Annotated in this window: 21 protein-coding genes; 6 read left to right on the top strand and 15 right to left on the bottom strand. The window is 59.7% G+C overall.

Going from position 1 to position 20,157, the window contains the following annotated elements; genetic code table 11:
- Positions 1-44: 44 nt before the first annotated feature.
- From kdsA to hemA, 6 genes are read right to left on the bottom strand one after another with little or no spacing between them, the layout of a single operon-like run.
- Positions 45-899 (bottom strand): 3-deoxy-8-phosphooctulonate synthase, encoded by an 855-nt coding sequence (gene kdsA / locus D7I37_RS18045; RefSeq protein WP_061799135.1) that lies wholly within the window; start codon positions 897-899, stop codon positions 45-47.
- A 33-nt stretch (positions 900-932) separates the two neighbouring features.
- Positions 933-1,742, bottom strand: coding sequence for an invasion regulator SirB1 (gene sirB1, locus D7I37_RS18040; protein WP_061799134.1), 810 nt, complete (start codon positions 1,740-1,742; stop codon positions 933-935).
- Positions 1,739-2,137 (bottom strand): SirB2 family protein, encoded by a 399-nt coding sequence (locus D7I37_RS18035; protein ID WP_061799133.1) that lies wholly within the window; start codon positions 2,135-2,137, stop codon positions 1,739-1,741. Before D7I37_RS18035 ends, sirB1 begins: the two co-directional genes overlap by 4 nt.
- A 46-nt stretch (positions 2,138-2,183) precedes the next feature.
- Complete coding sequence (gene prmC / locus D7I37_RS18030; protein ID WP_129544130.1) at positions 2,184-3,017, bottom strand: peptide chain release factor N(5)-glutamine methyltransferase; 834 nt, start codon at positions 3,015-3,017, stop codon at positions 2,184-2,186.
- Complete coding sequence (gene prfA / locus D7I37_RS18025; protein ID WP_061799130.1) at positions 3,017-4,102, bottom strand: peptide chain release factor 1; 1,086 nt, start codon at positions 4,100-4,102, stop codon at positions 3,017-3,019. Before prfA ends, prmC begins: the two co-directional genes overlap by 1 nt.
- 32 nt (positions 4,103-4,134) lie before the next feature.
- The gene (hemA, locus tag D7I37_RS18020) at positions 4,135-5,397 is read right to left on the bottom strand and encodes a glutamyl-tRNA reductase (RefSeq protein WP_061799129.1); all 1,263 of its coding nucleotides are present in this window, start codon (positions 5,395-5,397) and stop codon (positions 4,135-4,137) included.
- Between the two features lie 456 nt (positions 5,398-5,853).
- Between hemA and lolB the strand changes: the two genes are divergently transcribed.
- The 3 genes from lolB to prs all read left to right on the top strand — a co-directional run bounded on the left by lolB (position 5,854) and on the right by prs (position 8,461).
- Positions 5,854-6,477 carry a lipoprotein insertase outer membrane protein LolB gene (gene lolB / locus D7I37_RS18015; RefSeq protein ID WP_061799128.1) on the top strand — a complete coding sequence of 208 codons (624 nt, stop codon included), beginning with the start codon at positions 5,854-5,856 and terminating at the stop codon, positions 6,475-6,477.
- A complete protein-coding gene (ispE, locus tag D7I37_RS18010; protein WP_095097084.1) occupies positions 6,474-7,340 on the top strand; it encodes a 4-(cytidine 5'-diphospho)-2-C-methyl-D-erythritol kinase in 867 nt (288 codons plus the stop codon). The genes lolB and ispE overlap by 4 nt, the downstream gene beginning before the upstream one ends.
- A gap of 173 nt (positions 7,341-7,513) precedes the next feature.
- Positions 7,514-8,461, top strand: a complete 948-nt coding sequence (prs, locus tag D7I37_RS18005) for a ribose-phosphate diphosphokinase (protein ID WP_039992027.1) — start codon at positions 7,514-7,516, stop codon at positions 8,459-8,461.
- Positions 8,462-8,646: 185 nt separating this feature from the next.
- Here the strand turns inward: prs and ychH are convergent, their stop codons facing one another.
- Positions 8,647-8,925, bottom strand: a complete 279-nt coding sequence (ychH, locus tag D7I37_RS18000) for a stress-induced protein YchH (protein ID WP_061799125.1) — start codon at positions 8,923-8,925, stop codon at positions 8,647-8,649.
- 300 nt (positions 8,926-9,225) lie between these two features.
- Between ychH and pth the strand changes: the two genes are divergently transcribed.
- On the top strand, positions 9,226-9,816 hold the full coding sequence (gene pth / locus D7I37_RS17995; RefSeq protein WP_129544129.1) for an aminoacyl-tRNA hydrolase: 591 nt from the start codon (positions 9,226-9,228) through the stop codon (positions 9,814-9,816).
- Positions 9,817-9,853: 37 nt separating this feature from the next.
- Here pth and D7I37_RS17990 read toward each other — a convergent pair whose 3' ends face one another.
- Entirely contained in the window at positions 9,854-11,383 is a 1,530-nt protein-coding gene (locus D7I37_RS17990) for a SulP family inorganic anion transporter (protein ID WP_129544128.1), read from the bottom strand.
- 377 nt (positions 11,384-11,760) lie between these two features.
- On the opposite strand from D7I37_RS17990, the gene ychF reads away from it, so the two are divergent.
- A complete protein-coding gene (ychF, locus tag D7I37_RS17985; protein ID WP_061799121.1) occupies positions 11,761-12,852 on the top strand; it encodes a redox-regulated ATPase YchF in 1,092 nt (363 codons plus the stop codon).
- A gap of 169 nt (positions 12,853-13,021) precedes the next feature.
- Here the strand turns inward: ychF and D7I37_RS17980 are convergent, their stop codons facing one another.
- The 6 genes from D7I37_RS17980 to nac all read right to left on the bottom strand — a co-directional run bounded on the left by D7I37_RS17980 (position 13,022) and on the right by nac (position 17,601).
- On the bottom strand, positions 13,022-13,759 hold the full coding sequence (locus D7I37_RS17980; RefSeq protein WP_061799120.1) for an amino acid ABC transporter ATP-binding protein: 738 nt from the start codon (positions 13,757-13,759) through the stop codon (positions 13,022-13,024).
- A gap of 9 nt (positions 13,760-13,768) precedes the next feature.
- Positions 13,769-14,530: an amino acid ABC transporter permease gene (locus tag D7I37_RS17975; RefSeq protein WP_061799118.1), complete on the bottom strand. Its 762-nt coding sequence runs from the start codon at positions 14,528-14,530 to the stop codon at positions 13,769-13,771.
- A 5-nt stretch (positions 14,531-14,535) separates the two neighbouring features.
- A complete protein-coding gene (locus tag D7I37_RS17970; RefSeq protein WP_061799117.1) occupies positions 14,536-15,231 on the bottom strand; it encodes an amino acid ABC transporter permease in 696 nt (231 codons plus the stop codon).
- Between the two features lie 23 nt (positions 15,232-15,254).
- On the bottom strand, positions 15,255-16,007 hold the full coding sequence (locus D7I37_RS17965) for an SDR family oxidoreductase (RefSeq protein ID WP_061799116.1): 753 nt from the start codon (positions 16,005-16,007) through the stop codon (positions 15,255-15,257).
- A gap of 112 nt (positions 16,008-16,119) precedes the next feature.
- Positions 16,120-16,560 (bottom strand): biotin/lipoyl-containing protein, encoded by a 441-nt coding sequence (locus tag D7I37_RS17960; RefSeq protein WP_231922138.1) that lies wholly within the window; start codon positions 16,558-16,560, stop codon positions 16,120-16,122.
- Between the two features lie 117 nt (positions 16,561-16,677).
- Entirely contained in the window at positions 16,678-17,601 is a 924-nt protein-coding gene (nac, locus tag D7I37_RS17955; protein ID WP_061799113.1) for a nitrogen assimilation transcriptional regulator NAC, read from the bottom strand.
- Positions 17,602-17,963: 362 nt separating this feature from the next.
- Between nac and D7I37_RS17950 the strand changes: the two genes are divergently transcribed.
- The gene (locus D7I37_RS17950; RefSeq protein WP_095097077.1) at positions 17,964-19,166 is read left to right on the top strand and encodes a pyridoxal phosphate-dependent aminotransferase; all 1,203 of its coding nucleotides are present in this window, start codon (positions 17,964-17,966) and stop codon (positions 19,164-19,166) included.
- Between the two features lie 215 nt (positions 19,167-19,381).
- Here D7I37_RS17950 and D7I37_RS17945 read toward each other — a convergent pair whose 3' ends face one another.
- Entirely contained in the window at positions 19,382-20,152 is a 771-nt protein-coding gene (locus tag D7I37_RS17945) for a 5-oxoprolinase subunit PxpA (RefSeq protein ID WP_061799111.1), read from the bottom strand.
- Between the last annotated feature and the right edge of the window lie 5 nt (positions 20,153-20,157).

Below are 20,157 nucleotides of genomic sequence, written 5' to 3'. Positions count from 1 at the left end.
AAAAGCCCGACGAGAGTCGGGCTTTTTTATGACGCCGTTGGCGCTTAGTTGCTGGTATCCAGCTCCGGGAAGCTTTTCACCAGGTCGTCGATGGCTTTCATCTGCACCAGGAACGGCTCCAGCTTGTCCAGCGGCAGCGCGGACGGGCCGTCGCACTTGGCGCTGTTCGGCTCCGGGTGCGCTTCGATGAACAAACCGGCCAGGCCGACCGCCATGCCGGCGCGCGCCAGCTCAGCCACCTGCGCGCGACGGCCGCCGGAAGCGGCGCCGAACGGATCGCGGGTCTGCAGCGCGTGGGTCACGTCGAAAATCACCGGATGGCCACCGGTCACGTTTTTCATCACGTTGATGCCCAGCATGTCGACCACCAGGTTGTCATAGCCAAAGTTGCTGCCGCGATCGCACAGGATCACCTGGTCGTTGCCGCCTTCCTTGAACTTGTCGACGATGTTGCCCATCTGGCCCGGGCTGACGAACTGCGGCTTCTTCACGTTGATCACCGCGCCGGTTTTCGCCATCGCTTCCACCAAATCGGTTTGGCGCGCCAGAAACGCCGGCAGCTGGATCACGTCGACCACTTCGGACACCGGCTGCGCCTGCGCCGCTTCGTGCACGTCGGTAATGATCTTCACGCCGAAGGTTTTTTTGATTTCTTCGAAAATCTTCATCCCTTCTTCCAGGCCCGGACCGCGGTACGAGTGGATGGAAGAACGGTTGGCTTTATCAAAAGAGGCTTTGAAAACGTAAGGGATGCCCAGTTTTTGCGTCACGGTGACGTAGTGTTCGCAGATGCTCATCGCCAGATCGCGCGATTCCAGCACGTTCATACCGCCAAACAGCACAAACGGCAGGTCGTTCGCTACGTTGATGTCGCCAATGCTAACCACTTTCTGTTTCATGCTTTCGCCTTTGTTGAAGGTAAATCGAATAAATTAATGCAGCGTAACCTGTTTCGGCTCAATCGAATGGATCTGTACCTTGATCACTTCGCTGACCGGATCTTCAGGACACTGCTCGACAAAATAGTTGAGATCGGAAATGGCGATATGGTTGCACTCCAGCTGGGCGTAAATCAGCCCGCGATCGCGGATCTCGTACGGGTCGTCCGGATCGAAGCACAGCACCGTTTCGCTGGCGCGCAGCGCCATTTCCATCTGCTTTTCTTCCATCAGGGCCGCCTTCAGGGTGTCGAGCATCTTGCGCACCACCATGACGTTTTCCGATTCGTCGAGGTCGTCGTCTTCCAGCTCGGCCCCCAGCCCCAGGTTGCCCTTGATCCACACTTCCAGCTGATGTTCGTTCAGCGTTTCGCCGTTCAACGGGTTGATCAACCACATTTCGTCGTCCAGCCAGTCGGCGCGCAGAATAAGCTGGGTGGGGAAGATCACCGGCATCAGCGGCAGATCCAACTGGTGGGCGATGTGCAGGAAAATGGTGCCCAGCGACACCGGCGTGCCCTGGCGCCCTTCCAGCACCTTGTCCAACCAGATGGCGTCGGACAGGCGGTAAACGCCGCCGGCGCCGCCGAAGCCCCAGGTTTTGTAGAACAGCTCGATGAGTGCGTCCAGTTGCTGTTCCTGAGTCAGATCGTGCGGCATCGCCGCGCGCGCTTCATCGACCAGCTGCTGCAGCTTGCGCTCGACCTCGGCAACCGGGAAATCGCGCCGCACCGACTGCGACACCAGGATCACCCCTTCGCTCAGCGGCGAGGTGTTAAATTCAAAATCAGCAATGCTACTCATAGGTATCCCATCAGAAACGGTATTTTCGTCGTGGCAAGTTTAATTATCAGGTACAGACAGCCCAACGCCAGAACGAACGCCAACGCGCGCAGCTTCTGGCTTTTGGTCTTCTTGCCCAATGCGACGTAGCCAAGCAGGATATAGATAATAACGCCAAACAGCTTCTCGGTCAGCCATGAGTCCATACCCAGCAACGGATAAAACCCGAATGTCGCCACCAGCGCAATGCCGCTGACGAACAGCAGCGTGTCATTAAGGTGCGGCGCGATCTTGACCCAGCGCCGGCTCATCATCGCCGACTGGCGCCATTGCCAAAAGAAACGCAGCACAAACAAGGTAATACTGATGGCGACCGTCAGCAAATGGAAATGTTTCAATGCGGTGTATGCAGTCATGGGGCTTCCTTAAATTGCTTTGCGCGTCGTTATTATTGGTTTTCTGTTAGTGCGGCCATTGGCCGAGGGTTACGCGATCGTTATCGCCATAGTCGCGGTGGGTGGCGACCGCGGTAAACCCGGCGGCCTGCAGCAGCTCGCGCACGCTGCGGCCCTGCTGCCAGCCATGTTCCAGCAGCAGCCAACCCTGCGGCTGCAGATGCTGCGGCGCCTGGTGCACGATGGCGGCCAAATCCGCCAGCCCCCGATCCGCCGCCACCAATGCGCTGCCCGGTTCGAAGCGCACGTCGCCCTGCGCCAGATGCGGATCGGCGGCGTCGATGTACGGCGGGTTGCTGGCGATCAAGGTGAAGGTGCGGCCGGCCAGCGGCGCAAACCAGCTGCCCGGCAAAAATTGCGCGTTGCCGATGTTCAGCTTCCGCGCGTTGTGCTGCGCCAACGCCACGGCGTCGGGCTGCAGGTCGACGCCGGTAACCGCGCAGTCCGGCCGCTCGCTGGCCAACGCCAGCGCGATGGCGCCGGTGCCGGTGCCGAGATCGAGAATACGGCAGGGTTCCGCCGGCAAACGCTCCAACGCCAATTCCACCAGGCATTCGGTATCCGGCCGCGGGATCAGCGTGGCGGGCGATACCGACAGCGGCAGCGACCAGAATTCGCGCTCGCCGACCAGATAGGCGACCGGCTCACCGCGTTCGCGGCGCGCCAGCAGCGTCTCCAGCTGCCGCTGCTGTTCTGGCGGCAGCGGCGTTTCGCCGAACGCCATCAGAAAGGTTCTGGCCCGGCCGGTGACGAAACCCAGCAGGATTTCCGCATCGCGCCGGGCGCTGTCGCTGTGCGTCAGCCTGGCGGCGGCGGCCTGCAGCCAGCGTTGATAGTCCATTACTCAAGCTCGGCGGACAGCGCGGCGAGCTGGTCGGCCTGATATTCCTGCACGATAGGCTGGATCAGCATGTCCAGCTTGCCTTCCATCACTTCGTCCAGACGGTACAGCGTCAGGTTAATGCGGTGGTCGGTCACCCGCCCCTGCGGGAAATTGTAGGTGCGATTGCGGTCGGAACGGTCGCCGCTGCCCAACAGGTTGCGGCGGGTGGAAGCCTCGGCCTGTTGGCGCTTGGCCATCTCGGCGGCGCGGATGCGCGCGCCCAGCACCGACATCGCCTTGGCTTTGTTTTTGTGCTGCGAACGCTCGTCCTGGCACTCCACCACGATGCCGGTCGGCAAGTGGGTGATGCGGATCGCCGAGTCGGTGGTGTTGACGTGCTGGCCGCCCGCGCCCGAGGAGCGGAAGGTGTCGATTTTCAGATCGCCGGCGTTGATTTCGGGCATTTCGGCCTCCGGCACTTCCGGCATCACCGCCACGGTGCAGGCGGAGGTATGGATGCGCCCCTGCGATTCGGTTTCCGGCACCCGTTGCACGCGGTGGCCGCCGGATTCGAACTTCAGCTGGCCGTAAACGCCGTCGCCGGACACTTTGGCGATCACTTCCTTGTAGCCGCCGTGCTCGCCTTCGTTGGCGCTCATCACTTCCACGCGCCAGCGGCGGGTTTCGGCATAGCGGCTGTACATGCGGAACAGGTCGCCGGCGAAGATCGCCGCCTCATCGCCGCCGGTGCCGGCGCGCACTTCCAGGAAGCAGCCGCGCTCATCGTCCGGGTCTTTCGGCAGCAGCAGCACCTGCAGCTGTTGCTCCAGCGCTTCCGCCGCCGCCTTGGCCTGCTTCAGCTCTTCCTGCGCCATTTCACGCATTTCCGGATCGTCCAGCATCGTTTCCGCCGTCGCCAGGTCTTCCTGCACCCGGCGCCACTCCAGGAAGCAGCGGCTGACGTCGGTCAGCTGCGCATACTCGCGCGACAGCGCGCGGAACCGGTCCTGCTCGGCAATAACGCCGGCGTCGCCGAGCAGCGCCTGCACTTCTTCATGGCGCTCTTGTAACGCTTCCAGTTTGGCAACAATAGAAGGCTTCATGCGTGGTATTAAACCCTGTTAATAAGAGAAAACTAATGCTGATCCAGCCCGAGGCTGTCGCGTAATAAGTGCAACCGCTCCACGTCGCCGTCGCCGGCTGCCTGCTGGAGGGATTTGGTGGGGGCATGAATAAGACGGTTGGTCAGTTTGTGGGCCAGTTCGTGGATAACCTGCTCCACGTTGGCGCCCTGCGCAATGGCGGCCAGCGCTTTGGCTTCCATTTCGGCGCGAATTTGATCGGCCTGCGAACGGTAGTCGCGAATGGTTTCCACCGCGCCCTGTGAGCGCAGCCAGGCCATAAAGTTGGTGCTTTCCTGCTGCACGATGGATTCAGCCTGCACCGCCGCCGCCTTGCGCTGCGCCAGGTTGTTCTGAATGATGGCGTGCAGATCGTCCACGCTGTACAGGTAGGCGTTGGCCAGTTTGCCGACTTCCGGCTCGATATCGCGCGGAACGGCGATATCCACCAGCAGCATCGGCTGATTGCGGCGCGCTTTCAGCGCTCGCTCCACCATCCCCTTGCCGATGATCGGCAGCGGGCTGGCGGTGGAACTGATGATGATGTCGGCGTCCGCCAGGCGTTCGTCGATTTCCGGCAGGGTGATCACTTCCGCGCCGACTTCGTCCGCCAGCAGCTGAGCGCGTTCGCGGGTGCGGTTGGCGATGATCATATGCCGCACTTTGTGCTCGCGCAGATGGCGCGCGACCAGCTCGATGGTTTCACCGGCGCCGACCAGCAGCACGTTCAGATCGGCCAGCGATTCGAAGATTTGCCGCGCCAGGGTGCAGGCGGCGAAGGCCACTGACACCGCGCTGGCGCCGATGTCGGTTTCGGTGCGCACGCGCTTGGCGACGGAGAAGGATTTCTGGAACAGGCGCTCGAGCTCGCCGGAAAGCGACTGGCCGCGCTGCGATTCGGCAAAGGCCTTTTTCACCTGGCCGAGGATCTGCGGCTCGCCCAGCACCAATGAATCCAGCCCGCTGGCCACCCGCATCAGGTGGCTGACCGCGTCGTTATCATGGTGCCAGTACAGACTTTTCTTCACGTCTTCCGGGCGCAGATGATGGTATTCACACAGCCAGGCAACCAGCTGTTCGTGAATATGTTCCTGTTGCTCCACGCTGAGATACAGTTCGGTGCGGTTGCAGGTAGACAACACGACGCCGCCCTGCACCAACGGCTGTTGGAGCAAGCTGGAGAGCGCCTGATCGATAGACTCTGGCGAGAAGGTCACCTTTTCACGCAGAGAAACCGGAGCGGTTTTGTGATTAATACCTAACGCCAGCAGGGTCATTGCTTCGAGTAATACTTATGTTGGTACGGGTTCTCGTTGAACGGCATTCTACTTGATGCGCGGGATCAATAAAAGCAACAACCGCATCTTCCGTTCAATCGCTGATATAGGCAGCATCAATTGATAAATCCGTAATAAATACAGCAAGATGAATAATTGTTCGACGACATGACTTACTGAATTTTAACGCAGTCTGTGATATTCCGCACGCTATTCGCGCAAACGCCGCGCGTTGGGCCGAGGGAGCGGGCCGGCAATCTGACGCAAACGGCGGCGCGGCCGAACGATTGTGTTAATCTTATGGCAAACCCCGCGCCTGGCGCTGCGCTGGCAAAGCCGGCAAGATTCAACGCGATGCAGCAAAAAATTGACGCGCCGGCGCCGCGCCGCTAGCGTGAATGCTGAAAACGGGTTTCGCTGAGCATGCCCGCAAGGACAAAAGGACAAGAGAAAGTTATGCCAATCCGCAAAGTTAGTTTGCTTCGTCTGATCCCGCTGGCCAGCCTGGTGCTGGCCGCCTGTACCACCACCAGGCCGACCGGTCCGGCCACCAGCCCGACCTCGCCGCAGTGGCGCGCCCACGAGCAGGCGGTGCAGCAGCTCAGCCAATACCAGACCCGCGGCTCCTTCGCCTATTTGTCTGACCAGAAAAAGGTGTACGCGCGCTTCTTCTGGCAGCAGTTCTCCCCGGAGCGCTATCGCCTGCTGCTGACCAACCCGCTGGGCAGCACCGAGCTTGATCTGAACGTGCAGCAAAACGTGGTGCAGCTGACCGATAATCAGGGCAAGCGCTACGTCAGCGACAACGCCGAAGAGATGATCCGCAAGCTGACCGGCATGGCGATCCCGCTGGACAACCTGCGCCAGTGGATGCTCGGCCTGCCGGGCGAAGCCGATGACTTCGCGCTGGATGACCAATATCGCCTGAACAAGCTGACCTACCGGCAGGGCGGCCAGACCTGGACGGTGGATTACCAGGATTACCACGGCGACATCAAACCGCAGCTGCCGAGCCGCCTGGAGCTGAAACAGGGCGACCAGCGCATCAAGCTGAAAATGGATAACTGGACGCTCAAATGATTCGCCAATGGCCCTCTCCCGCCAAGCTCAACCTGTTTTTGTACATCACCGGCCAACGTGAGGACGGGTATCATCTGCTGCAGACGCTGTTCCAGTTTCTGGACTACGGCGATACCCTGACCCTGGACCCGCGACGGGACGACAGCATTCGCCTGCTGACCCCGGTGGACGGCGTGCCTGACGAGCAGAACCTGATCGTGCGCGCCGCGCGTCTGCTGCAGCAGCATTGCGATCGCCATGGTTTGGCCACCGCGCCGCGCGGCGCCGACATCAGCATCGAGAAACGCCTGCCGATGGGCGGCGGATTGGGCGGCGGGTCGTCCAACGCCGCCACCGTGCTGGTGGCGCTCAACACCCTGTGGGGCTGCGGGCTAAGCGACGACCAGCTGGCGGAGCTGGGGCTGAGCCTCGGCGCCGACGTGCCGGTGTTCGTGCGCGGCCACGCCGCCTTTGCCGAAGGCATCGGCGAACGGCTGCAGCCGGCCAACCCGCAGGAAAAATGGTACCTGGTGGCGCATCCCGGCGTCGGCATCCCTACGCCGGTGATTTTCGGCGACGCGGAATTAAAAAGAGATACCCCGGTTCGCTCCTTAAGTGAGCTGTTGCAGGCTCCGTACGCAAATGATTGCGAACCTATCGCAAGAAAACGTTTTCGCGAGGTTGAACAGCTTCTTTCATGGCTGTTAGAATACGCCCCGTCACGCCTGACTGGCACGGGTGCTTGTGTGTTTGCTGAATTCGACACAGAAACCGCCGCTCGTCAGGTGTTAAATCAAGCCCCGGTGTGGTTGCGTGGTTTTGTAGCGCGTGGCGTTAACGTCTCTCCACTACATCGCATCCGTTCCGGGCAGTTTGAGTCGTAGCTCAACGTTTCGCTGCGCAGGGTCATGCACACCTGGCCCTGTTATCCCTGCGCTGCCTGCGTCTCAACTTAGTTTTACATACCCGTATGTATATTGCGCCGGCGTCGCCAACTGCCCTTTGGCGAAGGCCGTATGACAATATCTTCTCTGGACGCAAGCCTGAGGTTCTTCTCGTGCCTGATATGAAGCTTTTTGCTGGTAACGCCACCCCGGAACTAGCACAACGTATTGCCAACCGTTTGTACACCAGCCTTGGTGACGCCGCTGTAGGTCGTTTTAGCGACGGCGAAGTGAGCGTGCAAATCAACGAAAATGTACGCGGCGGTGATATTTTCATCATCCAGTCCACCTGTGCCCCGACCAACGACAACCTGATGGAACTGGTTGTTATGGTTGATGCCCTGCGTCGCGCCTCCGCGGGCCGTATTACCGCAGTTATCCCTTACTTCGGCTATGCCCGCCAGGATCGCCGCGTGCGCTCCGCACGCGTGCCAATCACGGCCAAGGTCGTCGCCGATTTCCTCTCCAGCGTAGGGGTTGACCGCGTATTGACGGTGGATCTGCATGCTGAGCAGATTCAAGGCTTCTTCGATGTTCCGGTAGATAACGTGTTCGGTAGCCCGATCCTGCTGGAAGACATGCTGCAACAGAATCTGGTGAACCCGATCGTGGTTTCTCCAGACATCGGCGGCGTAGTGCGCGCCCGCGCTATCGCCAAACTGCTGAACGATACCGATATGGCCATCATCGATAAACGCCGCCCGCGCGCGAACGTTTCTCAGGTGATGCACATCATCGGCGACGTGGCAGGCCGTGACTGCGTGCTGGTCGACGATATGATCGACACCGGCGGTACCTTGTGTAAAGCGGCTGAAGCGTTGAAAGAACGCGGTGCCAAGCGCGTATTTGCCTACGCGACGCACCCGATCTTCTCCGGTAACGCCGTGGACAACATCAAGAACTCGGTGATTGATGAAGTGATCGTCTGCGACACCATTCCGTTGTCGCCTGAAATCAAGGCACTGAAAAACGTACGCACTCTGACGTTGTCCGGCATGCTGGCCGAAGCCATCCGCCGTATCAGCAACGAAGAGTCGATCTCTGCGATGTTCGAGCATTAATCCGCGTCCTTTCCGGTACGGCGCCCTGCCGTACCGGAAGGGGCGTTTGCTCGACGGCAGATAAAGAAAAACCCGTTGGCGCGTGAGCAACAACGGGTTTTCTACTCGTAGTCAAACATGACCTTAAACCTGAATACGCGGCAGTTCTCCTTTGCCGTACCGCCGGGTCCCTTCCGATTTTTTAATCAATGCGACGAACGATGTTGATCGTTTCGGCAGCGTTTATCAAAGTGTTTTACCCACCAGTAGCGATCCGCCACCTGTTCGCGCCCGCCGATACGTGCGCCAACCAGCCACAGCAGCGCGCCGACGAAGATGCTCATGATCGCGCCATGCGCGAAAAACTGGGGTAAATTGAACTGAGATACTTCAGCGATAATGGAGTATCCGACCCCGCCGACCATCACGACCAGCCCCAGCCCCATAAAAAAGTTGCCCATTCTGTCCGCGTTTCTACGTTTCATATGCCACCTCCATAGTGCCATGTGCCAACCGGGATAACGCTGCAAACTGTTAACCCACTTTGATAAGTCAAGTATAGTCCTTGCCCTGGCAAGGGGATTGCGGAGGCGATCACAAATGGTAAAGAAAGATTGACACTTCTTAACCCTATCCTGACAGTTAGCCGACAAATTGAATTATTCAGCTAATGAATTATTCATCTTTTCCCGCAGAGGCCGATCCGGCATCAGGGTTTTGTCATTCCGGGCCCCGGCAGGTAAACTATTGCCCTTTCCCTTATCTCGATCATAGCGAATCTCCCAGTGAGCAGTATTAAATTGATAGTCGGCCTGGCGAATCCGGGCGCGGAATACGCCCAGACGCGGCACAACGCCGGCGCCTGGTACGTCGATCTACTGGCCCGGCGCCACAACCAGCAGTTGAAGGAAGAGAGCAAATTCTTCGGCTATACCGCGCGGCTGAACCTGGCGGGCAACGACGTGCGCCTGCTGGTGCCGACCACCTTTATGAACCTGAGCGGCAAGGCGGTGCTGGCGATGGCCAATTTCTACCGCATCGAACCGGACGAAATCCTGGTGGCGCATGACGAGCTGGACCTGCCGCCGGGCGTGGCCAAGATCAAGCTCGGCGGCGGCAACGGCGGCCACAACGGCCTGAAAGACATTCAGAACAAGTTTGGCAACAACCCGAACTTTTACCGGCTGCGCATCGGCATCGGCCATCCGGGCGATAAGAACAAGGTGGTGGGCTTCGTGCTCGGCAAACCGCCGGCCAGCGAACAGAAGATGATTGATGAAGCGATAGACGAATCGCTGCGCTGCACCGAAATGCTGATGAAGGACGGGCTGGAAAAAACCGTTCAGCGCCTGCACAGCTTCAAGGCGCAGGCCTGAGTCTTGCCGCAGCGGGCCTGACGCCCGCTGCTTGCCGCTAGGTGCGGGTATTGAAGGTCTCTTCTCCCACCCGCCGATCGTCGGTATCGTAGCCCTCTTCCGCCACGTAGTAGTCAGGATCGTCCAGCTCATGGCTGCAGAACGGCCCGGCCCGCTTTAACAAACGCACGCAGTCGCCGCTCAGGTGACGCAGACGAATGCTTTTCCCCGCCGCCAGATAACGCGCCGTCAGCTTGTCGACAGCCTCCACGCCGCTGGAGTCCATCACCCGGGTGCCGGCGAAATCCAGCACCACGTGGTGCGGATCGTTGTTCGGATCGAACAGCTCGGCGAACGCCGCGGCGGAGCCGAAGAACAGCGGGCCTTCGAGCTGATACACCGCCACATCGCCCGCCAGCTGCCGCTGGCGCACCCGAATGCGCGCCTGTTGCCAGGCGAACACCAGCGCCGAGATGATCACCCCGCTGATCACCGCCACCGCCAGATCGGTAAAAATGGTGATCAGGGTGACGATCACCATTACCAGCGCATCGGCCTTCGGCATGCGGCGCAGACGGCGCAGCGAGCTCCATTCGAAGGTGTTGTAGCACACCACCAGCATCACCCCGGCCAGCGCCGCCACCGGCAGCAGGCCGATATAACGCGACAGGCTGACCACGAACAGGATCAGCAGAATGGCGCCGACGACGCCGGAAATGCGCCCGCGACCGCCCGAGGTAAAGTTAATGATCGACTGGCCGATCATCGCGCAGCCGGCAAAGCAGCCGAACAGGCCGCAAATCGCATTGCCGGCGCCCTGAGCGATGCTTTCGCGGTTGCCGTTGCCCTTTTTTCCGCCCATTTCATCGAGCACCGTCATGGTCAACAGCGATTCAATCAGGCCGACCAGGGCGATCACCACCGCATACGGCAGCACCACCTTCAGCATCTCCAGATTGAACGGCGCCACCGGCAGGCTGAAGTGCGGCAGCGAGCCGGAGATATCCGCCAGATCACTGACCCGCAGCGTGTGCAGGTTGAACCCGATCGCCAACGCCGACACCAGCAACAGCGCCGCCAGCGAAGAAGGGATGACCCTGGTCAGGCGCGGGAACAGCACCACCACCAGGACAGCCAACGCCACCAGGCCGTACATTAACGGCCCCTGCCCGGCAATCATATGCAGCTGCGCCAGCATGATGACGATCGCCAAGCCGTTGACGAAGCCGTGGATCGCCGGCAGCGGCACCAGCCGGATAAACTTGCCCAGCCGGAATACGCCGATCAGAATTTGGATCGCGCCGGCAAAAATGGTCGCCCACAGCACGTAACCCATGCCGTACTGCGCCGCCAGGCTCATCAACACCACCACGATCGAGCCGGCCGCGCCCGACACCATGCCCGGCTTGCCGCCGAACAGCGCGGTCACCAGGCCGATGATGAACGCGGTATGCAAACCGACGATCGGCGAAAGTCCGGCGACCAGCGAAAAGCCGACCGCCTCGGGGATCATCGATACCGCCACCACAAAGCCCGCCAGGACTTCATTCTTAACGTCCGCGATCCTGAAATTGCTCAGGTTAAACATGAATTATTCACTTCTGACAGATGAAAACGCCTCCCCGCGGAGCGGGAACGGGAGCCGCACGCTGCGGCGAACGAGCAGGCGGGCACAACTCAGGGTGGCGTAGGCAAGAAATACATCCGGCGCGTTTCCTGTCGGTTAATCGGAAGTGTCAGTATGTGTAAATGTGATCCAAATCTCAATCAAAAACCGGCCACCCTATCCGTCTTCCCTGCGTACCCTAAATAATTGGAGCTGCATCAAGGCGGGCAAATATGACGGGCGCACAGTCAGATCGAGATAAACGCCCATTACGTGTATAATGGCGGCATTATTTTGCCCTTTATGCAGCCAGTTAAACCTAACAGGCTGATAGTTAAGATATTTAAGGTGATAACAACATGGGATTCAAATGCGGTATCGTCGGCCTGCCTAACGTGGGCAAATCCACCCTGTTCAACGCGTTGACCAAAGCGGGCATCGAAGCAGCCAACTTCCCGTTCTGCACCATTGAACCGAACACCGGTGTGGTGCCGATGCCCGATCCGCGTCTGGACAAGCTGGCCGAGATCGTCAAGCCGCAGCGCATTCTGCCGACCACCATGGAATTCGTCGACATCGCCGGCCTGGTGAAAGGCGCCTCCAAGGGCGAAGGCCTGGGCAACCAGTTCCTGACCAACATTCGCGAAACCGAAGCCATCGGCCACGTGGTGCGCTGCTTCGAAAACGACAACATCATCCACGTTAACAACAAGGTCGATCCGGCCGAAGACATCGACGTGATCAACACCGAGCTGGCGCTGTCCGACCTCGACACCTGCGAGCGCGCTATCCACCGCGTGCAGAAGAAAGCCAAAGGCGGCGACAAGGACGCGAAAGCCGAGCTGGCGGCGCTGGAGAAATGCCTGCCGCATCTGGAAAACGCCGGCATGCTGCGCGCGCTGGATCTGACCGAAGAAGACAAGGCGGCGATCAAATACCTGAGCTTCCTGACGCTGAAACCGACCATGTACATCGCCAACGTCAACGAGGACGGTTTCGAAAACAACCCGTACCTGGACACCGTACGCAACATCGCCGCCGGAGAAGGTTCGGTGGTGGTTGCAGTGTGCGCGGCGGTTGAATCCGACATTGCCGAGCTGGAAGACGAAGACCGCGACGAGTTTATGGCCGAGCTGGGCCTGGAAGAGCCGGGCCTGAACCGGGTGATCCGCGCCGGTTACGAGCTGCTGAACCTGCAGACCTACTTCACCGCCGGCGTCAAAGAAGTGCGCGCCTGGACCATCCCGGTCGGCGCTACCGCGCCGCAGGCGGCCGGCAAAATCCACACCGACTTCGAGAAAGGCTTTATCCGCGCGCAAACCATCGCGTTCGACGACTTCATCACTTACAAAGGTGAGCAAGGCGCCAAAGAAGCCGGCAAGATGCGTTCAGAAGGCAAAGACTACATCGTCAAAGACGGCGACGTGATGAACTTCTTGTTCAACGTCTAACGACTTCTTGAACTCGGGAGCGCTTGGTGGCACTCAGTGGACTCAGTAGGTTTTTCAATCCATAACTTACAAAGCAATACGTTCTACTGAGCGCTCCTATTGTTTATCGAAGTCTGAAAAATCGGCTCGAGTTCACTTTCCCTGGCCGCCTCTCTGGCTACTTTAGTGTCTAGTGAACCAGTAAATCATTGAGGAAACGCCGCGCGCGCGGGTGCTGCGGCGCGGTGAAGAACTTATCCGCCGCTGCCTTTTCCAGTATTTGCCCCTGATCCATAAACCAGATCGTATCGGCGACGTCGCGGGCAAAGTTCATTTCATGAGTGACGCACATCATGGTCATTCCTTCCTGCGCCAGCCCGCGCATCACGCTCAACACCTCACCGACCATCTCCGGGTCGAGCGCAGATGTTGGTTCATCGAACAGCATCACCGGCGGTTTCATCGCCAATGCCCGGGCGATAGCCACCCGCTGCTGCTGGCCACCGGAAAGCTGAGCCGGGTAAACGTCGGCTTTGTGCGACAGCCCCACGCGCTCCAACAGCTCCCCGGCATGGCGCCGGGCCTCGGCGCGCTTCTCACCGAGAACTTTCACCGGCGACATCATAATATTCTCCAACACCGAAACGTGCGGAAACAAGTTGAAGCTCTGAAATACGAAGCCGATTCGCGTCCGCAGCGGGTTCAGCCGGGTGCTGGAACCATGGATATCGACGCCGTCAAACAGAATCTGCCCCTGTTCGATAGGCTCAAGACGGTTAACCGTCCGGATTAACGTCGACTTCCCGGACCCGGAAGGGCCGCACACCACAACCACTTCACCGCTTTTGATTTCGGCGCTCACATCGGTCAGGGCCTGATATTCCCCGTACCATTTATTCACCTGATTGAACAGAATCATCGGTCGCATGGTTGCTCCTTATTGAGTTTGTGATGGCGATTGGTCGAGCGCCAACGGCGTGACCGGCTTTCCCGTGGCGGGCGGCACCCGTTGCCTCCTGCCGGCGATACGTAGTTCGAGGCGATTGGCCAGCCACGTCAGGCTAAAGTTAATGATGTAGTAGCTCAGCGCTACGATGGCGAAGACCTGGAACGGTTTCGTCAGCAACTGGTTGCTGACCTGGTTAGCCGCATAGGTCAGCTCCGGAACGTTAATCACGTAGCCGAGGGTACTGTCTTTGATAATCGACACCAGCTGGCTTACCAGACTCGGTAGCGTGTTGTACAGCGCCTGCGGCAGGATCACCAGACGCAGCGCCCGGATATGCCCCATTCCCAGCGCTCGGGAGGCTTCGTACTGCCCCGAGGGCAGCGCCTGGATCCCGCCGCGTACGATTTCAGCAATATAGGCGCTCTCGTAGATGATTAGCGTACACAGCATGGTGCTGAAGCCGCTGATGTTGTGGCCGATCAGCAACGGCACACAAAAATAGGTCCAGAACACTACCATCATCAGCGGGATACCGCGCAACAGATAGATCCAGCCGGTTACCGGCCAGCTCAGCCAGCGCCACGGCGAGAGGCGAGCGAGGCATAGCAACACACCGACCGGGAAGGCGAACAGCACTGCCAGTAGCGACACCAGCAAGGTACACAGCACCCCGCCCAGCGGGCCATCAGGATACTGCCCCATCAGCAGCAACAGGCCGTTATCGTGCAGGATCGTGAAAAAATCAAACATACTTGTTACCTCGCGTACGCGCGCTGAAAGCGGCGGGCCAGCAGAGCCCCTCCCCCCATCAGCAGCAAAGAGAAGGCCAGGTAACCTACCGTCGCCACTATGTACGCTTCAAAAGTGCGGAAAGTCTGGTTTTCAATATCGCGCGTGACGTACGTCAGCTCGACGACGCCAATGACCATGGCAAGGCTGGTATTTTTAAACAGCAACACCGTGTGGTTAATCACCGATGGCAGCGCGTTACGGAGTCCTTGGGGCAGAATGACCAGTCGCATGGCGCGCAGATACCCCATTCCCAGCGCCCTCGCCGCTTCATTCTGCCCCTCGTGTATGGCGCGCAGGCCGCTGCGGATGTCTTCAGAGAAGTAAGCCGCCTGGCACAGACCCAGCGCGACCAGCGAGAACAGAAACTCCGCATTCATCTCGTTAACCCACATCTGCAGCGACTCGGGCAGCAGCGTCGGGATCGCGAAATACCACATCATCAGCTGGATCAGCGTCGGGACGTTGCGGTGATAGGACACATACGCCGCCACCAACAGCTGCGCGAAGCGCTTGTTGCTCAGGCGGATCATCACCAGCAACAGCGCAATAAACATTGCCAGCAGCCATGCACCCAACGCCAGTTCCAAAGTGACGGCGGTGCCATCGATAATCATCTGCCCGTAGTGACCAGTCATCACGTTACTGAAGTCGAGTGCCATATATCCTCCTCGTTTGCCGTCATTCAGGATTCGCGGTCACCGGGGCGCATCGTAGATAGCCCGCCGGGAACCTGCAGCGTCGGGGTGATCTCGATGTTGCCGATGTTAACCGCTACCGGCGTGGCGAGCGCAAAAGCCACGCAGTCGGCGATATCTTTTGCCTGCGGCAGCTCGAAACCATCGATAAAACGGCGGCGCGCCTCTTCGTGATCGCCGGAAACGTTACCGAAGATCTCCGTCGCCACTCGCCCCGGGCAAATTTCGGTGATCCGCACCCGCTTGCCGTAACAATCGACGCGCAGCTGGCGCGACAGCGCATGCACACCCGCTTTGGTAGAGTGGTAGATGGAATTGCCGTTGAAGTTATAAATCGCGGCGATGGAGGTGATGTTAATCACGTGGCCGCAGTCGCGCGCCACCATCCCCGGGACCAGCAGGCGGCACAGGTGCAGCACGGCGCGCAGGTTGACATCCACCTGGGTATCGATCCAGTCGGCATCAGCATCAAGAATGGAGCCAGGATGGGAAACGCCAGCGTTGTTCACCAGAATATCAACCTGCAAATCCCGGCACAGCGCGGTCAGCGCCTGAAGGTCGCCGACGTCGACGACGTGGGGAATGCAGCCGGTTCTGTCCGCCAGAGCGGCTAACTGTTCATGACGACGCGCTACCGCATGGACCAAAATCCCTTCCTGACAAAGGCGTTCGACAATCGCTTCACCCATCCCGGCGGAAGCGCCGGTCACCAGGGCCACTTTATAATCTGAAAATGGCATATATGCTCTCCTGTTATGGCAGACCGATCTGCCTTTGACGTCGTTTTTCTGACTGTATGCAGTTATGTCCAATGGGGATAAGACATAAATAGTTTGGCCCGATAAGGGGGGCTTATAACTTCGCCAAGACGGTGTCCGTGGGCAGCAGCAACGCGATCTCGCTGCCGTATTCCAGCCGGCTCCCCGCCGTCGCGACAAGGCTTTTGAGCGTCCCGGCCACCGGGCTGCACACCGGTAAATAGAGCGGCCCGACCTGCACCAGCGCGAGAATATCGTGCGGCTCAATGTGCTGCCCTTCGCTAACGAACGCCTCTCCATGGCTGGGGTGGCTCAGCAGTAGGCGTCCCGGCATCGGGGAACACACCGGCAGCAGGCTGGTTTCGGCCACGGTCGGCGGCAGAGGCAGCGGTTCGGCCATCGTGTCGCCGCCGGGATAGTGCAGGCGAACCGACCAGTTCGCGCCGCGCCACTCCAGCTCCCGTAATCCGGCGTGGTACATTTTCTGCGCCAGCTGGCGCACATCCTCAAGGGCTATCAGTTCTTTTTCCATCATGGTTCCATCACGCAAGGGTCAGATCACGGCAGCGCCGCGCGCCAGAGTAGCGACTCTAGCGCGGATATCGGGCGGGTCGATAAGAGGGTTTAGCTTTGAAGCAATAAGAGGGACTTATTATCCCACCAGGGTTAGTGGCCGATTGTCCTCGGTCCGCTGCGCCATCAGGGAGAGCAAAATCCCCTTCACCGCTTCCGCGGGCTGCGAAAGCGGCAGATGGTCGGACATACAGAAAGAGAGCGAGGTGAGCACATTGGGTTCGACAATTCTCGCCATCCAGGCATTGGCGGGCTGGAGCATAGCGCGCGCAGCGGACTCCGGCATGATGGTGCCGCCGAGCTCCGCCGCTAATGCCGCGTTAAGCGAGGTCTGCGATTCAATCTCGCACTTCACCCGATAGCTCAGCCCGACCTGGGTAAAGGCATCGTCCGCGGCTTTACGCATAATGTTATAAATTCGTGGCAGGAACAGGTCGTAGCGGGCGACCTCCGCGAGGGGAATTTCGCGCCGCGGCTCCCCCAGCGCATGCGGACAGACGAAAAAGAGCGCCTCTTTCATCAGCGGTAGAAAACGCAGGCCATGAATATCGCGATCGCCGTAAATCACCGCCATGTCCATCCGACCGCTCATGATTAATTCGCTGAGGGTCGTGCCAAAGTTCTCATTGAAATAGAGCACAATTCCGGGATGCTGGCGTTGCACTTCGGTCAACAGCGGGATCGCCAGCTGCTGGGCGGCGGTGCCCGGCGCCAGGCCGACGGAGACCTGGCCGCTCAGAGTCCGCCCCGCGCCGTCGATGGCGCTCTGCGCCTGCGCGCACTGACGCAAAATAGCCTGGGCGTGGGTATAGAGAATTTTCCCAGCGTCGGTTGGCGTTACGCCGCGCTTGGTGCGAATCAATAGCTGCTGATCGACCTCGCCTTCCAGGGTCGCCAGTTGCTGGCTGAGCGCCGGCTGGGCAATGTGCAGAATGTCTGCGGCCTGCGTCAGGCTCCCCACGTCGACAATTTTGATGAAATATTTCAGGCGGCGAAGATTCATAGTAGCGGTCCCACATCAATACGTATCCCTGATGACAAGCAAGATAGGTGCCAGAAGCAAAAAACCCCGCTGGCCGCCGCTCACGCCGAAATTTCGGGCACTCCGCTCTTCAACGCTCCCACGTTTGCACCGTCAGAGAGCACCGGCGCATAAGTGCGGCCCTGTCCATCCGACGGTTGCCAGGAAAGCGAACCTCGTCAGCCATCGCATTGCGTTATGTCCCCACAACAAAGCGCTATTAGCTCGCCGCCTTTACCTGCCTCTATGCTGGTTGGCGTGCATTGACCCCCTCTCGCCGCCCGTGGCGGATCGTTCTGCGCCGCGGGCGGGTTTGCTGACCTTGTAACCAGGAACCGCTGCTGATGCCTGATATCGCCGATCGTCTCAACAATGTTACCGTCTCCGCCTCCGTCGCCATGACGCAAAAGGCTCGCGATCTCGCCGCGCGGGGAATCGACGTCGTCGGTCTCTCGACCGGCGAACCGGACTTTCCCACACCGCCGCACGTGATCGATGCCGCCTACGCCGCAGCGCGCGCCGGGGATACCCGCTACCCGCCGACGGACGGCACGCCCACGCTGCGCGCCGCTATTCAGCGCAAGTTCCTGCGCGACAATGAACTGCGCTATGACGTCAGCCAGATCCTGACCGCCGGCGGCGCCCGACAGATCATCTTCAACGCCATGATGGCGACGATTAACCCCGGCGACGAAGTGATCATCCCCGTGCCGTCGTGGATCAGCTACGCCGATATCGTTAAATTCGCCGGCGGAACGCCGGTTGCGGTGACCTGCCATGAAGAGTATGGCTTTAAACCGCTGCCGCAGGACATCGAAGCGGCGATCACGCCGAAAACCAAATGGCTGCTGTTGAACTATCCCGGCAATCCGACCGGCTCCGTCGCCACGCATGCCGAGCTGCAGGCGCTGGGCGAAACGCTGCTGCGTCATCCACAGATCTGGATCATGACCGACGATATCTATGAGCATCTGCTGTACGACGGCGTGAAATTCTGGACCCTGGCTCAGGTGGAGCCCCGGCTGTACGATCGCGTTTTGACGGTGAACGGCGTCTCGAAAGCCTACTCGATGACCGGCTGGCGGCTGGGTTTTTGCGGCGGCCCGCAGGCGCTGATCAAAGCCATGAGCAACGTCAATACGCAAAATAGCGGCGGCGTGGCGACGCTGTCGCAGGCAGGCTCCGTCGCCGCACTTGACGGCCCGCAGGATCTGCTGGCCGAGCGGGCGGAAATCTACCGCCAGCGCCGCGATTACGTACTTGCGCGCCTTGCCGGTATTCCCGGCCTGCGCTGCCATAGGCCGCAGGGGGCCTTCTATCTGTTCGTGAACATCGCTGAATTTATCGGCAAAACCAGCGCCGGCGGGCATCGCATCGACAGCGACGCCGATTTCGTGATGGCGCTTATCGAAGAGCAACATGTGGTGACGGTACAGGGGGCGGCCTACGGCATAAGCCCCTACTTCCGCCTCTCTTACGCCACCAGTATGGAACGCTTGCAAACCGGTTGCGATCGTCTCGCGGCCTTCTGCACGGGTTGCCGTTAAGCTTCGGCGCGCAGATTCTGCGCGCTGGGCAGAGTGAAATGCCTGCTTGGCGTCTGACCGGCAGGCATTTTTTATCCCGTCTGCGGGGCTGCGGGATGGGCTCGTGCCTGACGGGATGGAAAATGGGCTTTAGCAGAATGGAAGTCCAGGTGTGCATAGGCAGAGCAGAGTGTGGTCAGGGGCGCGGTTTGCCCCCCTGACAACGGGAAAAGGCTTTACTGCGCCAGCACCTCCGCCGCCGGCGCCACCATCGCGCCGCAGGATTCAATCTCACTGCGAACCAGCGTCGCCAGCGTCAGCGAGCCCGGGGTATCGCTATGAACCAGGATAGAACGCGCACGTACCGGCAGCGTATTGCCGCTAAAGGTGGTCACCGTACCCTGTTGCAGAAACTGCCGTACTCTGGCGCGCACCGCCGTCTCCTCTTTGATCAGGGAACCGGCGATACCGCGCGGGACCAGCTGCCCGCGATCGTCGTAGGCCCGGTCAGCGAGAAACAGCGTCAGCGTCGGCAACCCTCTGGCCTGCGCCGCCCGTTCAATGATAGTGTCCGGCTGGCAGAAGATAATCAGTTGCGAATCGATCCGGGAGACGGCCTGCATGACTTGCAGCGCCAGGGCATCGTCGCGGTTAATCATATTCCCCATCGCCGCGTGAAAGCTCAGATGGGCGACGCGGGTGCCCTCGGCACGGGCAATGGCGGAGAGCGCGCCAAGCTGATAAACCACCTGTTGGCAGATTTCATCGGCGGAGAACGACATCTCTTTGCGCCCAAATCCCTGGCGGTCCGGCAGGCCGGGGTGAGCACCGATACCTACGCCGCGCGCCTGCGCCAGACGCACCATTCGGGTCATAATCGCCGGATCCCCCGCGTGAAAACCGCAGGCAATGTTGGCGGAGGAAACAATATTCATTAGCGCCGAGTCATCACATAACTGATAGACGCCAAAACCTTCTCCCATATCGGAGTTCACATCAATTTTCATACGGA

It is taken from the genome of Serratia sp. 1D1416 (genome assembly GCF_003641105.1).
GTDB classification, from domain to species: Bacteria; Pseudomonadota; Gammaproteobacteria; order Enterobacterales; family Enterobacteriaceae; genus Serratia; species Serratia ficaria.
Note: the sequence above shows the minus strand (reverse complement) of the source record. Positions and strands in the feature narration are given on the sequence as shown.

Coding starts and splice junctions, on each gene's coding strand:
- kdsA (WP_061799135.1), bottom strand. CDS start 899: ATGAAACAGAAAGTGGTTAGCATTGGCGACATCAACGTAGCGAACGAC.
- D7I37_RS17945 (WP_061799111.1), bottom strand. CDS start 20,152: ATGAAAATTGATGTGAACTCCGATATGGGAGAAGGTTTTGGCGTCTAT.
- hemA (WP_061799129.1), bottom strand. CDS start 5,397: ATGACCCTGCTGGCGTTAGGTATTAATCACAAAACCGCTCCGGTTTCT.
- ychF (WP_061799121.1), top strand. CDS start 11,761: ATGGGATTCAAATGCGGTATCGTCGGCCTGCCTAACGTGGGCAAATCC.
- D7I37_RS17970 (WP_061799117.1), bottom strand. CDS start 15,231: ATGGCACTCGACTTCAGTAACGTGATGACTGGTCACTACGGGCAGATG.
- D7I37_RS17990 (WP_129544128.1), bottom strand. CDS start 11,383: ATGTTTAACCTGAGCAATTTCAGGATCGCGGACGTTAAGAATGAAGTC.
- ispE (WP_095097084.1), top strand. CDS start 6,474: ATGATTCGCCAATGGCCCTCTCCCGCCAAGCTCAACCTGTTTTTGTAC.
- D7I37_RS17950 (WP_095097077.1), top strand. CDS start 17,964: ATGCCTGATATCGCCGATCGTCTCAACAATGTTACCGTCTCCGCCTCC.
- sirB1 (WP_061799134.1), bottom strand. CDS start 1,742: ATGAGTAGCATTGCTGATTTTGAATTTAACACCTCGCCGCTGAGCGAA.
- D7I37_RS18035 (WP_061799133.1), bottom strand. CDS start 2,137: ATGACTGCATACACCGCATTGAAACATTTCCATTTGCTGACGGTCGCC.
- prfA (WP_061799130.1), bottom strand. CDS start 4,102: ATGAAGCCTTCTATTGTTGCCAAACTGGAAGCGTTACAAGAGCGCCAT.
- D7I37_RS17975 (WP_061799118.1), bottom strand. CDS start 14,530: ATGTTTGATTTTTTCACGATCCTGCACGATAACGGCCTGTTGCTGCTG.
- D7I37_RS17980 (WP_061799120.1), bottom strand. CDS start 13,759: ATGCGACCGATGATTCTGTTCAATCAGGTGAATAAATGGTACGGGGAA.
- ychH (WP_061799125.1), bottom strand. CDS start 8,925: ATGAAACGTAGAAACGCGGACAGAATGGGCAACTTTTTTATGGGGCTG.
- nac (WP_061799113.1), bottom strand. CDS start 17,601: ATGAATCTTCGCCGCCTGAAATATTTCATCAAAATTGTCGACGTGGGG.
- D7I37_RS17960 (WP_231922138.1), bottom strand. CDS start 16,560: ATGATGGAAAAAGAACTGATAGCCCTTGAGGATGTGCGCCAGCTGGCG.
- lolB (WP_061799128.1), top strand. CDS start 5,854: ATGCCAATCCGCAAAGTTAGTTTGCTTCGTCTGATCCCGCTGGCCAGC.
- prmC (WP_129544130.1), bottom strand. CDS start 3,017: ATGGACTATCAACGCTGGCTGCAGGCCGCCGCCGCCAGGCTGACGCAC.
- D7I37_RS17965 (WP_061799116.1), bottom strand. CDS start 16,007: ATGCCATTTTCAGATTATAAAGTGGCCCTGGTGACCGGCGCTTCCGCC.